Here is a 14074-nt window from a genome sequence, read left to right on the forward strand (position 1 = left end):
ACATGACAATGTTGATGTTACAACACGTTGCAAGTCAGGGGAAGGGAGGTGCGGGGAACAATTGCGGCGCGCCGTTAACGGTACCGCAAAACTGCAGGCAAGTGTCTTAAATTGGTCTTATGAGCGATAAGCAGCAACCGGATAAAGCTAATCCCTTAGACGAGGATCTCAACGTCCCTGCCTACGATTCCGTGCAACGGGATAACCCCGATGTCTTTGCGCGCGCAGGGCGCGCCGAACCGCAAGAAATTCGGCCGCGCAAGAAAGAGGCAGCGGAAACGGAAGTTATGCCCAATCCTGATGCCAATGGGGCTGCACAGCAGGGGAGCCAACAATCCACGGGTGAGGATACCGCGGTATTGGATCCCGCAGCACCGGCGCAGACCGAAGGCTTCGCGGATGAAGATGCTGCCCTGACCCCAGAGGAGCAGGCGGAACAAGAGCGTCAGCTGCAGCAGGAACAGGAGGATAAGGAAGGCTATAAGCGCTATGGGCGCCGCGGCACCATCGACTTCGGCCTCTTCTTCGTCCGCTTGGCTATAAGTGCTTACCTTATTATTGCCGGAATATCCACCTTCTTCTCGCTGGGCAATGACACAGGTGTCTCCGGGCTGGAAAGCGATTACTCCCAGTATGCTTGGGCTGATTCGTTTGCCCTTGCTGTACCAACCGTTCAGCTCATCGCGGGCGCGTTCCTCCTTTTGGGCCTGATTAGCCCGCTGGCGGCAATGCTTGGCTTGGTCGTTACAGGTTTCACCGCATTGCACGAGCTGGCGGAATCGGGTGCCGGTCTCCAGGTCTTTGACTGGCCGGACTCGGTATGGCTGTCCCTGGTACTTTTCGTTATCGCGATTGGCCTGCAATTTACCGGTCCCGGTTTCATTTCCTTGGACTTTGGCCGCTCTTGGGCACGGCGCCCGCTGGGTACGTCGTGGGTCTTTGTGGTGGTTGGCATCGCCATCTTGGTTGCCGTGTGGTTCTTTGGTGCGGCAGTAAACCCCATTGCTTAGCCTGTTATTCGCTACCGCTTGAGTGGATCCCCGCCGCAGTCAATGCGGTGGGGATTTTCTTTCCACCCTTGCTTTTCACTTTGGAAAGTGAAAGAATTGCCATAAAGGAAAGTATGGAATCCTGGATTTTGGAGATGGTGGTAGAAGATGGAAGATGAGCTAAAGAAGTCGCTCGAGTTTAATGACAGCCTGCAGGATAAAGGCGCTGAGCGTAAGCGGCTGGTGCAAAATATCCTTATAGTGATCGCTTTGGCAGCGTTCTACGTGGGAATGACTGTATTCGCGGAGGTCATGCACCCCGTCGCGTTTCTCATTTTCTACTTTGTCCTTATAGGATTCATTGTGTGGGCGCTGCTTCATTACCAAAATAAGGTGCGGACCAGCTATCGCCAGGATCCGTATACCCAGCCCAAGGCCGATAAGAAATACTATGCGGGGATGGCAATAATCCTTATCCCGATGTTTATTACGAACATGCTGCGTGAGCACACGTGGGCCCTGGTAATCTTCGTGGTCTTGTGGGCAGCGGCAATGGTGTGGGTGCTGCAATCTCGTGCCTTGGACCTTGCAGCGCGGCAAGGAGAGGGCCGTAGTGCTCAGTGATATTGACCCCGTTATCTATCCGCTCAATCGCTTCAAAATCTGCGCAGTTTTGAACGCGCGGGGTGCGGTTGAAGGGACGGTGCGCCGCGAAATGCGCTTCGCGGCGCTGCGGGAAGAGGTAGGGCAATCGGCCGCCACCTTATCCAAACAATTAACCGCCTTGGAAAAGGAAGGCTATGTCAGCCGATTCCGTGAGTACGGATCTTCCCGCGATAAGGACACCGTGTGGGTGATGCTCACTGCTACCGGCAAGTCCGCATTCGATGCCCACCTCGCCGCGCTTAAGTCGCTAGCGGAGCAGGAGTAGCGTTGCTTGTGGCGTGAGGACACTGGGCCGCACAGAACGCGGTCGCGTACAGCGCGACGGTAAGCACGGTAAGCCAGACAAAGTCATCCACCCAGAACTTTTGGACGTGGTTCATGGCATGGACATTGACTTGATCGCCCCACCACCACTTCGGTGGAACGGTCAATAGTAGGCCTGACCAGGCGATGAGGACGGCCACGAGGCTGCGGGCAGCCCATCCGGTAGAAAGCCAGCTCCACGCGCGGTAGATGAACACCGGAATAACGAGCGTGAGCCAGACCCAGTGATGGGACCAAGATACAGGGGAGATGAGCAGGACGGTGAGGGCGGTGACCAATTGGGCATCGACAAGCAAATGCTCCCTGCACAAGCGCTTAATGAGCCAAGCCGCAAGGACGACGACGATAACGGAGGCCGCGAGCCACGCGAGGCCGATCGTCAGGCCATTCGCTTCCATGGATTCAGCGGATGGGTACACGCGCTGAATGGCGCCTTTGATGGAGCTATTTGACTGATACTCGGTTCCCACGCCGAAGTCGCTGCCGGAGCCCATTTCGAGGAGTTTGAAGCTAAAAAACTCAACGAACGGGTCCCAGCGGAAGGCTGCAGCAAGAAGCGTGGCCACTACGGCGGAGAGCAGCGCGGTGGCAATCTGCTTCCATTCCCTGCGCACGAGGAAGTAAAGCAGCATCGCCAGAGGGGTTATCTTGATGGCGGCCGCCACGCCGATGAGGATTCCCTGCGGCAGGAATCGCTTGCGCGGTACGAGGTCAAGGATTACCAGCGCCATGATCACGATATTGATCTGGGCAAAGCTGTTATTGAGGTCAACCGGCTCAAAGTGCAAGACAATCGCCCAGGTAATGGCGGTAACGGGCAAGAGGAAGTCCGTCTGCTTGAGCACCGCTTTGAAAACGAAGTAGAGGCACACGAGCACAAAGAGATCCGAAAGGATAACCATGATGTTGCCGGCCATGTTGTGGTCGATGGCGTCGAAGGCCGTGAGCGGGACCATCGCTAAGGCGCCAAAGGGCGGATAAATGAAGGGCAGCTGAATATCGCCGGCAAGCATTGGTTCGCTGTAAACGGAGCGGTGTTCGAGAAAGGCCTTGACTCCCTCGCGGTAGATCACCATATCGATGGGGAAGTCTGTGATGCGGGTGTCTTCAACGACCTTCCAGGCGCCGAAAAGGAACCCCAGCAGGGCCACGATATATCGGAATAACGGGATACGAGCGAGTTTCATCGCAGTACAAGTTATAGGATTTTCTGATACGGAGGTCGCACCCCACCGGAGTCACAGCGATTTAGCAGCTAATTTTTTAATTTACAAAGCCGTCTACCACGCGCACCGCGCCGCGATCTGCGGAGGTGGCCATTGCGGCATAGGCACGCAGCGCCTTGGTTATGGGGCGGTTGCGGTCCACCGGGGTCCACGGCTTTTCGCGCTGCTCTTGCGCGGCGCGGCGGCGATCCAGAACATCATCGTCCACGTCGAGGGTGAGCTCGCGCTCGTGGATATTGATGGAAATGGTATCGCCGTTCTCGATGAGCCCGATGAGTCCCTGGTGGGCGGCCTCAGGAGAAATGTGGCCAATGGAGAGGCCGGAGGTGCCGCCGGAGAAGCGGCCGTCGGTAATCAAGGCGCAGGCCTTGCCCAGTCCGGCGCCCTTGAGGAAGGACGTCGGGTGGAGCATTTCCTGCATGCCGGGGCCACCGGACGGGCCCTCGTAGCGAATGACGACCACATCGCCAGGTTGGACTTCTTTATTCAAGATGATGGACACGGCTTGCTCTTGGGATTCCACCACGCGGGCTGGGCCAGAGAAGGTCCACAGTTCTTCTTCAACGCCGGCGGCCTTGACGATGGCCCCGTCCGGCGCCAAGTTGCCGCGCAGGACCACCAGTCCGCCGTCGGAAGAAAAGGCGTGGTCAGCATCGTGAATGCAGCCATTGACTGCGTCGGTATCCAGTTCATCCCACCGGTTGGACTGGGAGAAAGGCTCCGTGGTGCGCACGCCGCCTGGAGCGGCGTAGTAGAGCTCGCGGGCCTGATCCGTCACGCGAGGGTTGCGGATATCCCAATCATCGAGCCACTGCTCCGCATTGTCATAGAGGGCGGTGTGCACCTTGAGATTGAGGTGGCCCGCGCGGCGCAGCTCGCCCAAGATAGCCGGAATGCCGCCGGCGCGGTGCACATCCTCGATGTGGTAGGTGCCGTTGGGCGCGACCTTGGACAGGCAGGGGACGCGGTAGGAAATGTCATTAATATCATCCAGCGTGAAGTCCACTTCGCCCTCCTGCGCTGCGGCAAGGGTGTGCAGGATGGTGTTGGTGGATCCGCCCATGGCCATATCGAGGGCCATGGCATTGGTGAAGGCTTCCTTGGTGGCGATATTGCGCGGCAGGACGGACTCGTCTTCTTCGCCGTAGTAGCGCCGGCACATATCCACGATGGTGGAGCCGGCCTTTTCAAAGAGGTCACGTCGCGCGCTGTGGGTGGCCAGCGTGGTGCCGTTGCCCGGAAGCGCCAAACCGAGCGCCTCAGTCAAGCAGTTCATGGAGTTGGCGGTAAACATGCCGGAACAGGAACCGCAGGTGGGGCAGGCTGATTCTTCCACCTGGGCCAGGCCAGAATCGGAAACGCTATCATTCGCGGACGCGGTGATAGCGGTAATCAGGTCAGTCGGTGCATGGGCAACGCCATCGACCACGACGGCCTTGCCGGCTTCCATAGGTCCGCCCGAGACAAAGATTGTGGGGATGTTCAACCGCATTGCGGCATTGAGCATGCCCGGAGTGATCTTATCGCAGTTGGAGATGCATACGAGGGCATCGGCAGTATGCGCATTGGCCATGTATTCGATGGAATCGGAGATGATTTCGCGCGAGGGCAAAGAGTACAGCATGCCGCTGTGGCCCATGGCAATGCCGTCATCCACGGCAATGGTATTGAACTCCTTGGGTACGCCACCGGCTTCGCGAACGGCGTCGGCGACGATATCCCCGACGTTTTTCAGGTGCACGTGGCCGGGGACGAACTGCGTATAAGAGTTGGCGATGGCGACGATGGGCTTGCCAAAGTCATTTTCCTTGGTGCCAGTCGCGCGCCACAAGGCACGCGCACCGGAGGCTTGGCGTCCGACGGTAGTTACTTTAGAGCGCAGTGGGAACATGGATTAAGTCACTATTCCTTATAGATTGGTCAAATAGGGGAGAAAGTAGATTTAGTTTTCTGCCGAATCTTTAAGCTCGGGGTGCTTTTCTAGGTATGCAGCGTATTCCTCTTTACTTAAGAGGATCTGCTGCCCGTCGCGGTGTACGATGACGACCTTGTCGTCGGCTGCCTCGCGGCCCTGGGTGAGGGCATCGGGAATGCGCCCGCGGGATGCTTGTGCCAAGCGGGGCAGTGAGTTGAAGGTTACGCCAGGCAGGTTATGTTTCGCACCATTTTTAGTCTGCGCGAAGGCCCGGGCGCGCTGGAAGCCAATTCCGGCGAAATCATCCCATGCGATGGAAACGTTTTTCCGGAATGCATAAGAAATGGAGATGCCTTTCTCAGAGACCCGCGTGCGGGCCTTGATGACCCACCAGAGGCCGATAACGGGGATAATGAGCAACCACCCTAGGTATTTGGGCGCCCATCCAATGCTCAATAAGGCGATCGTGGACAAAATTAAAATGCCCAAGATGTGGTCGCGAGAAGGGGTGAAGACCTCTGCCTGGGTGGTGGACTGACGAGGTTGTTTGTCCTGTGCTGGTGGGGTCATAGTGTGCCAGCCTAATTGATCATGCGGTGGGGAAGCGAACCATTTTTTCGCCGTGTTTCAACGTATGAGAAAGTTTTCCCAAAAGGGGGTAACTGCTTCCAGATATAATTCTATCGGTATATAGTTGGAAATATGATCATTATTCGACTTCAGGTGGTACGAGCGCGGCGGTGACCGCGGCGTTTCCTGAACGTCGACGCTTTCGCCCCCGCAGACCACCGGCCCGCGGGGGCTTTAGTTGTAACTAGGGCGTTTTCCGATGATCAGTTTCCATGACAGACCAACCCAAGGAGCACATACACCGTGGTAACGACATCCTCGCCCACGCCTAGTTCCGCGGCCGCTGCGACTACCGCTGCGCCCACGGAGCGAATGAGTGGGGCTCATGCAATTGTCCGCACGCTGGAAGATCTGGGCACCGATCTCGTATTCGGTATTCCAGGCGGTGCCGTGCTTCCGCTCTACGATGCACTGCATGGTTCAACCAAGCTTCGCCACGTGCTAACTCGCCATGAACAAGGCGCCGGCCACGCCGCCGAGGGCTATGCGCAGGCCTCCGGAAAGGTGGGCGTGTGCATCGCTACCTCCGGGCCCGGTGCGACCAACTTGGTTACGGCGCTTGCCGATGCCAACTTGGACTCCGTTCCCATCGTCGCCATCACCGGCCAGGTGGGCAGTAACCTTTTGGGCACCGATGCCTTCCAGGAGGCCGATATCCGCGGTGTCACCATGCCAATTACCAAGCACAACTACATCGTGACGGATCCTGCAGAGATCCCTTCTGCTATTTCGGCCGCCTTCCACTTGGCCTCCACCGGTCGCCCCGGTCCGGTGCTCGTTGATATCCCGAAGGACGTGCAAAACGGCTTTGTGGATTATCGCTTCCCGGAAGCGCTGGACCTGCAGGGCTATAAGCCAGTCACCAAGCCGCACCACCGACAGGTGGCCCAGGCCGTGGAATTGATGGGGCATGCGGAAAAGCCCGTGCTCTATGTCGGTGGCGGAGTCATTAAAGCCAACGCCTCCCAGGAGCTGTTGGAGTTTGCAGAGCTGACGAATATCCCCGTGGTTACTACCTTGATGGCCCTGGGCTCCTTTCCAGATTCCCACCCACTGCACCTAGGGATGCCGGGCATGCACGGCACCGTCCCAGCCGTCGCGGCCATGCAGCGCGCGGACCTCATCATCGCCATTGGCGCCCGCTTCGATGACCGCGTGACCGGTGATACCTCCACTTTCGCGCCCAATGCGAAGGTTATCCACGCCGATATTGACCCCGCTGAGATTGGCAAGATCCGCGAGGTTACGGTCCCCATCGTCGGTGATGCGCAAAAGTGCTTGACCGCGTTGGGCAAGGAGTACCGCAAGAAGGACGTGCAGCCTGCCGCCGATGTGAAACAGTGGCACGATTACCTGCGCGGCATGCAGGAGCGTTTCCCGCGCGGTTACGAGCCCACCGATGATGGCCTGCTGAACCCGCAGTTCGTCTTGGAAAAGCTCAGCGAAACTGTAGGGCCGGAGGCTATCTACTGCGCGGGCGTGGGCCAACACCAGATGTGGTCCGCGCAGTTCTTGGACTTTGAACACCCGCGTTCCTGGATCAACTCCGGTGGCGCCGGAACCATGGGCTATGCGGTTCCCGCTGCCTTGGGTGCAAAGGCAGCGCGCCCTGATAAAGAAGTATGGGCGATTGACGGCGATGGTTGCTTCCAAATGACCAACCAGGAACTTACCACCGCCGCCTTGGAAGGCTTCCCGTTTAAGGTTGCTGTCATTAATAACGGCAACCTTGGAATGGTCCGGCAGTGGCAGACGCTGTTTTATGATCAGCACTATTCGCACACCAAGCTGCGCGAAGAAAACGCCTTCACCCCGGACTTCGTCCGTTTGGCGGAGGCACTCGGTTGTGAAGCCATCCGGGTAACGAGCGAAGAAGAAGTCGTTCCGGCCATTAAGCGCGCGCAGGCAATTAGCGATAAGCCAGTCGTCATTGACTTCATCGTCGGCCAAGATGCACAGGTGTGGCCGATGATCGGTGGCGGTGCCTCCAATGAGGAAATCCAGTACGCCCGCGGCCTGCGCCCGCTTTTTGATGAAGCTGAATCCGCCGCGGAGACCCCAGCTGAGATCGACGAAACCATCCAGGAGGCATAAACCATGACGCAAAACGAGGTAACTCGGCATACCTTATCGGTATTAGTTGAGGATGTTGAAAGCATCATCGCCCGCGTGGTGGGAATGTTTAGCCGTCGTGGCTATAGCTTGGTGTCCTTGGTGTCCGCGCATACGGAAACCCCCGGAATTAACCGGCTGACCATCGTCGTGGATGCTTCTGAGGTGATCATTGAGCAGGTAACAAAACAGCTCAATAAGCTCATTCCGGTCATCAAGGTCGTGGAACTCAAGGAAGATTCCACCGTTGCTCGCGCCATCATGTTGGTGAAGGTATCGGCCGATAATTCCAACCGCGCGCAGGTGGTGGATGCGGTGAATATCTTCCGTGCCCGCGTGGTCGACGTGGCAAAGGAATCGGTCGTCGTGGAAGCTACCGGTACGCCGGGCAAGCTCGCGGCGCTGCTCGAGGTCCTCGAACCTTTCGGGATTCGCGAACTCGTGCAATCGGGCCACGTAGCCTTGGGGCGCGGCCCGAAGGCTACGGCTCCCAAAAAGTAAATAAAATCTCACGATGTGAACACATTGTCCCGCGCAGTGATATATACTCTGCGTTAGGACGCTTCATTACAGCTTTTCCTACCAAAGAATTGAGGATTTGAAATGGCTATTGATACCTACTACGACGACGATGCTGACCTGTCGATCATCCAGGGCCGCAAGGTAGCGGTCATCGGCTACGGCTCTCAGGGCCACGCCCACTCCCAGAACCTGCGCGATTCCGGCGTTGAGGTTGTTATCGGTCTGCGCGAGGGCTCTAAGTCTGCAGCCAAGGCAGAAGAGGCTGGCTTCGAGGTCAAGTCCGTCGCGGAGGCATCCAAGTGGGCCGACGTCGTTATGCTGCTGGCGCCGGATACCTCCCAGAAGGAGATCTTCGAAGAGCACATCGCCCCGAACCTGGAGGACGGCAACGCACTGCTGTTCGGTCACGGCCTGAATATCCACTTTAAGCTGATTGAGCCGACTGCGTCCGTCACCGTCGGTATGGTTGCCCCCAAGGGTCCAGGCCACCTGGTCCGCCGCCAGTTCGTTGACGGCAAGGGCGTTCCTTGCTTGATTGCCACCGAGCAGGATCCGAAGCACGAGGGTCATGACCTGACCCTGTCCTATGCCGCTGCCATCGGTGGCGCTCGCGCCGGCGTTATCCCCACCACCTTCGAGGCAGAGACGGTCACCGACCTCTTTGGCGAGCAGGCCGTCCTGTGTGGTGGCGTTGAGTTCCTCATCCGCAATGGCTTTGAGGTCCTCACCGAGGCCGGCTACGAGCCAGAGATGGCTTATTTCGAGGTTCTGCACGAGATGAAGCTCATCGTGGACCTCATGTTCGAGGGCGGCATTGCCAACATGAACTACTCGGTCTCTGATACCGCTGAGTTCGGTGGCTACATCTCCGGCCCACGCATCATCAACGCTGATACCAAGCAGCGCATGAAGGATGTCCTGTCCGATATCCAGGACGGCACCTTTACCAAGCGCCTGCTCGACAACGTTGAGGGCGGCAACAAGGAGCTGGAAGACCTGCGCGATGAATTTGCGCAGCACGAAATCGAAAAGACCGGCACCAAGCTGCGCGATCTCATGAGCTGGGTCAAGAACCCATTGGACGCTACTGCCTAGTCAGTCGCTGCTGTCATTGCGGCCCGCGGGAAACTCCCCGTGGGCCGCTTTTGTGCTTTGGAAAGCTTTATCCCATCGCCTTAGTCTGTGAGGTGCCGCCGAGGTGTTGCGGGTAGTATTAGCCCTATGGGTTTTACGACGCCAAGCTATGATCTCAAGGATCTTTTTTCGCGGATCGACCGGGGCGATATCCAGCTTCCGGATTTCCAGCGCAGCTACGCCTGGGATGAAGACCGCATCCGCTCACTTATCGTTACGGTCCTGCGTGGTTACCCCATCGGAGCGCTGATGGCCCTGGATACCCGAAATGAAAAAATGCGTTTCCGCCCGCGGGTTTTGGCGGGCGCGCCCGAGGTTGGCGTCGAGCCCGGATTGCTCCTTCTGGACGGTCAACAGCGCCTTACCTCCCTGTACCACTGCTTTAACGGCGAGGGTTTTGTCAAGACCACCGATTTCCGGAAAAAGAAGGTCCACCGCCGCTTTTTCATTGACGTTCGTGCCGCGGTCAGTGGGGACTTGCTTGCCGATGACGCCATTTTCGCCGTCGACCAGAACGGCGAGATCTGCTCGCACTTCGGCCCCGATATTGATGGGGCTATTACCTGCCGCCAGGATGGGCTGGATAATATGTGCATTCCTGTGGCCTCGCTATTGAGTGAGGAAGGCATCAGCATGCTTTTCGAGCTTGCCGCCACTCACGAGCAGTATAGCGCCGAGCTTGCAGCGTTTAATAACCGCATCGTGCGACCTTTGGCCGGCTACGACATCCCGATGATCCGGCTATCCCGTGAAACGGAGCGCTCGGGAATCGGTTCTATCTTTGCCCAGGCGAACTCCGCCGGCCTGCAGATGGATGTCTTCGATCTCTTAACGGCCGTCTTTGCTTCCGAAGACCCGACCTTCCACCTTGCTAACGATTGGCAGCAGGTGGAAAAGGACCTGCGGGATTCACCCGCGCTCGATGGCATCGGGCGCAATGAATTTCTTTCCGCAGTGTCTCTCTTAGTCACAGGGGAGAAGGGCAATGCCGGCGGTCAACGCGAAGACATTTTGAAGCTGTCCCTATCCGAGTACAAGGCAGCCGCGCACGACCTGCGCATCACCTTCCACGAGGTTGCCGAATTCTTGGCGCAGCGCCGAATTCTAAGCCTGGATCAAGTTCCTTATACCGAACAGATCGTGCCGCTGGCGGTCATCATTGCGCGCTTGGCAAAGCGGCCCGGAGCCCTGTCTAGCCAGCAGGCATGGGATCGCATCGACCAGTGGTTCTGGTGTGGCGTCTTTGGTGAGCTCTACGGTTCTTCCGCGGTGCCACTGCGCGCCGCCCGCGATGTGGACGAGGTAACGGAGTGGGTTGCTGGGGCCACCAATGACGTTCCCAAGACGGTCTCGGATGCAGGATTCCGGGAATCCCGCTTGCTGTCGGTCGATGAAAACGATGGCGTATGGCACGGTATTTATGCCCTGCTCATGGCCCGAGGCGCGAAAGATTGGCGGACGGGCAGCGAATTTACTCGGCACACCTTTGAAGAGCTGAAACCAGGGTTTTTCCCGGTATTCCCACTGAATTGGTGCCAGCGCCACGGGGTGGATTCGGTCTTAGCGCATTCGGTCATGAACTTCACCCCGATGGGCAAGCGCACAGAGGTCGTCCTTGATGGATTCGCACCGAACCGGTACCTGCCGCGCGTGCAATCCAAGTCCATCATGGAAGACGAGGAGTTTGATGCTGTCTTGGCATCGCACGACCTCGATGTAGCAAACCTAAGGGAATCGAAGATTCAGGAATTCTTGGCGGATCGTCGTCATCGTTTTGTGAACCTGGTGGAAGAAACCTTGGGCATTCCCGTCATTCGAGATGTTGATGAAGCAAACCTGTCCGGCGGTGAAGAGGGGCCACATGCATTTGGCCGCTAAGAGGTATCGGGCGGCTGCAGCGGTTATCGCAGCCTCCCTTGTACTTGTCGGCTGTGGCGATGCCTTGCAGGAGCCCAAACTGGTGAAACGTGGGCTGTCGGATCTCTCCGAGTCCGATGTCGAGCTTGAGCGCGCCAAGTCAGAGAATCAAAACCGCCTTATCGATCCCAAATTCGCTGGCAAGCTGGAAATCATCGATGATCCTAGCGGCATTGACGCTGCCCGGACTTTTTTCGAGGATTCTGACTCGATGGTGCTCTTTGCCTCTGACGATAAATCCATCTTGCGTGCGGCAACGTTGGCGATTAACCAGCACTTGCCGGCAGTGGAATACGATCCCTCGCGGCGCGGTGAAGTCCTCAACCTGATAGGTGACTTGGAAGTTAAACGGCTCGTCATCGTGGGCGATATTCCGTGGACGCAATCCAGTGGTGATTTCACAGTCATCAAGGACCCAGGTACGCATGAAGCGTTGGGAGATTTCACGGCCTTCCAATATGAGTCCAAGGTGGTCGCGTCGCCGAATCAGATGGTCAAAGACATCGCCCGGCTGGATAAAACTCCCTACGTTGAATTGCGCCCCGCCTGGATTCCTTATGAGGGCGAGCCCGAGGACGATGGCAAGAAGTTACAGCCCGTTCCGGCACAGTCGCGGCGCGATGGTCAGATGGCGCCCAATATTGTGGCCACGGCTGATAGTCCAGTAGCCAATGTCATTACGGCTGCAGCCTATGGCGGCTCGGTATTGGTGATGCCGACGGCAGATCCGCTGGAAGATAAGCGGAGTATGGCCATGGTGGCAGGGCTCGATGAGGGCTCGCTTATCGCTTTGGGCCCGGAATTCGGTCACGTGAAAGAATTTAAGGAAAAAATACGGCAGGGCACCCCAAACTGAACTACACTTCCTTCACACGCGGTGATTTTCGCGTAATGCACAACGAAGTGAAACGAAGGATGATATGTCGAAGCCGGTAGTTCTTATCGCCGATAAATTGGCCCAATCCACAGTGACGGCTTTGGGGGATTCCGCCGAGGTGCGCTGGGTAGACGGCCCGAACCGCGAGGAATTGCTCGCCGCAGTTCCTGAGGCAGATGCACTGCTCGTGCGCTCTGCCACCACGGTCGACGCTGAAGTTCTAGAAGCAGCGCCCAAGCTAAAGATTGTGGGCCGCGCGGGCGTGGGCCTGGATAACGTGGATATTGACACTGCCACCAACAAGGGCGTCATGGTGGTCAACGCTCCCACCTCCAATATCCACTCTGCGTGCGAACAGGCGATTGCCTTGCTCCTGGCCACTGCCCGCCAGATTCCTGCGGCGGATCAGTCCTTGCGCGAGGGCGAGTGGAAGCGCTCTTCTTTTAAGGGCGTAGAGGTCTACGGCAAGACAATTGGCATCGTTGGTTTCGGCCACATCGGTCAGCTCTTTGCCCAGCGGTTGAGTGCCTTTGAAACCAAGATTATTGCCTACGATCCTTATGCCAATCCGGCGCGTGCAGCAGCGCTCGGCGTGGAATTGGTCGAGCTGGAAGATCTGATGGCGCAGGCAGATTTTGTCACCATTCACCTGCCCAAGACGCCGGAGACCGCCGGTATGTTCAATGCGGAGCTTTTGGCCAAGGCAAAGGAAGGCCAGATACTTATCAACGCCGCCCGCGGCGGCCTCGTAGACGAGCAGGCCTTGGCAGATTCCATTACCTCGGGTCACCACCGCGGTGCGGGTTTTGATGTGTACTCCACGGAGCCGTGCACGGATTCCCCACTCTTTAAGCTCCCGCAGGTCACGGTGTCGCCGCACCTGGGTGCGTCCACTGTGGAGGCACAGGATCGCGCTGGTACCGATGTCGCTGCCTCGGTACTCAAGGCCCTTGCCGGCGAGTTCGTCCCTGATGCGGTCAACGTCTCTGGCGGCACGGTGGGCGAAGAGGTCGCCGGCTGGCTCGACCTTGCCCGCAAGCTGGGCCTTACTGCCGGCCGCCTGCTAGACCAAGCTCCCGTCGCTGTGGAAATTGAGGCCTGCGGCGAGCTATCCACTGAGGACGTGGACGTGCTGGGTCTTTCCGCCGTACGCGGCCTGTTTAGCGGTGTGACCTCGGAGCCGGTTACCTTTGTCAACGCGATGCAGATTGCTGAGAGCCGCGGGGTTGACGTTTCGGTCTCCACCAACCCAGAATCCAAGGGGCACCGTTCTTCCTTGCAGGTCAAGGTCATTAGCGCAGAGGGCGTGACGTCCTCGCTCACCGGTGCGCTCATCGGTATCGATGGCACCGAAAAGTTTGTGCGCATCAATGGCCGTGGCGTGGATATGCGGGCCGAGGGCCGCAACCTGTTCTTCCGTTATGCCGATGCCCCAGGCGCGCTGGGTACCGTGGGTACCAAGCTGGGTGCGGCGGGTATCAACATCATCGCTGCAGCCCTGACGCAGGGAAAGCAGGAATCCGATGCCGTGCTCATTTTGCGCGTGGAGTCCGAGGTGCCAGATTCTCTCATCGAGGAGATCAACTCCGCCCTTGGCGCTACGTGCCAGCAATTCGATATGGATGAATAACCTCACCGCAGGCTAGGACGATTAGCCTAACCGCGTACTCATGCCCGCCCATCGCGCAGACTTACTGCGATGGGCGGGTTTTCTTTGGTAGGCTAATGCCTAATCCACTATGTGAGAAAGGAATCCTATCCA

The 14074-nt window shown here is 57.8% G+C and carries 12 protein-coding genes; 9 read left to right on the forward strand and 3 right to left on the reverse strand.

Features of this window, described 5'->3' with window-relative positions; all coding sequences use genetic code 11:
• Positions 1 to 119: 119 nt before the first annotated feature.
• The 3 genes from ABRP87_RS01140 to ABRP87_RS01150 all read left to right on the forward strand — a co-directional run bounded on the left by ABRP87_RS01140 (position 120) and on the right by ABRP87_RS01150 (position 1920).
• Complete coding sequence (locus tag ABRP87_RS01140) at positions 120 to 1010, forward strand: DoxX family protein (RefSeq protein WP_349867212.1); 891 nt, start codon at positions 120 to 122, stop codon at positions 1008 to 1010.
• 147 nt (positions 1011 to 1157) lie between these two features.
• A complete protein-coding gene (locus tag ABRP87_RS01145; protein ID WP_023026393.1) occupies positions 1158 to 1613 on the forward strand; it encodes a hypothetical protein in 456 nt (151 codons plus the stop codon).
• Entirely contained in the window at positions 1603 to 1920 is a 318-nt protein-coding gene (locus ABRP87_RS01150; protein WP_023026394.1) for a transcriptional regulator, read from the forward strand. Before ABRP87_RS01145 ends, ABRP87_RS01150 begins: the two co-directional genes overlap by 11 nt.
• Here the strand turns inward: ABRP87_RS01150 and ABRP87_RS01155 are convergent.
• From ABRP87_RS01155 to ABRP87_RS01165, 3 genes are all read right to left on the reverse strand, one after another.
• Complete coding sequence (locus ABRP87_RS01155) at positions 1895 to 3166, reverse strand: glycosyltransferase family 87 protein (RefSeq protein ID WP_349867214.1); 1272 nt, start codon at positions 3164 to 3166, stop codon at positions 1895 to 1897. The two genes, ABRP87_RS01150 and ABRP87_RS01155, sit on opposite strands and share 26 nt — an antisense overlap.
• A gap of 76 nt (positions 3167 to 3242) precedes the next feature.
• Positions 3243 to 5096, reverse strand: a complete 1854-nt coding sequence (gene ilvD, locus ABRP87_RS01160) for a dihydroxy-acid dehydratase (protein WP_349867216.1) — start codon at positions 5094 to 5096, stop codon at positions 3243 to 3245.
• Positions 5097 to 5147: 51 nt separating this feature from the next.
• Entirely contained in the window at positions 5148 to 5690 is a 543-nt protein-coding gene (locus ABRP87_RS01165) for a PH domain-containing protein (protein WP_284782927.1), read from the reverse strand.
• A gap of 303 nt (positions 5691 to 5993) precedes the next feature.
• Here ABRP87_RS01165 and ABRP87_RS01170 point away from each other — a divergent pair, with 303 nt between their 5' ends.
• From ABRP87_RS01170 to serA, 6 genes are all read left to right on the forward strand, one after another.
• On the forward strand, positions 5994 to 7844 hold the full coding sequence (locus tag ABRP87_RS01170) for an acetolactate synthase large subunit (RefSeq protein ID WP_349867218.1): 1851 nt from the start codon (positions 5994 to 5996) through the stop codon (positions 7842 to 7844).
• Positions 7845 to 7847: 3 nt separating this feature from the next.
• Positions 7848 to 8363: an acetolactate synthase small subunit gene (ilvN, locus tag ABRP87_RS01175; protein WP_023026400.1), complete on the forward strand. Its 516-nt coding sequence runs from the start codon at positions 7848 to 7850 to the stop codon at positions 8361 to 8363.
• A 102-nt stretch (positions 8364 to 8465) separates the two neighbouring features.
• Positions 8466 to 9479 carry a ketol-acid reductoisomerase gene (ilvC, locus tag ABRP87_RS01180; RefSeq protein WP_349863125.1) on the forward strand — a complete coding sequence of 338 codons (1014 nt, stop codon included), beginning with the start codon at positions 8466 to 8468 and terminating at the stop codon, positions 9477 to 9479.
• Between the two features lie 126 nt (positions 9480 to 9605).
• Complete coding sequence (locus tag ABRP87_RS01185; RefSeq protein ID WP_349867220.1) at positions 9606 to 11396, forward strand: GmrSD restriction endonuclease domain-containing protein; 1791 nt, start codon at positions 9606 to 9608, stop codon at positions 11394 to 11396.
• Positions 11380 to 12291, forward strand: coding sequence for a hypothetical protein (locus tag ABRP87_RS01190; RefSeq protein ID WP_349867222.1), 912 nt, complete (start codon positions 11380 to 11382; stop codon positions 12289 to 12291). Before ABRP87_RS01185 ends, ABRP87_RS01190 begins: the two co-directional genes overlap by 17 nt.
• 64 nt (positions 12292 to 12355) lie before the next feature.
• Positions 12356 to 13942, forward strand: coding sequence for a phosphoglycerate dehydrogenase (serA, locus tag ABRP87_RS01195; RefSeq protein WP_349867224.1), 1587 nt, complete (start codon positions 12356 to 12358; stop codon positions 13940 to 13942).
• The last annotated feature ends 132 nt before the right edge of the window (positions 13943 to 14074 follow it).

Source organism: Corynebacterium sp. KPL2830 (assembly GCF_040225635.1).
GTDB lineage: Bacteria > Actinomycetota > Actinomycetes > Mycobacteriales > Mycobacteriaceae > Corynebacterium.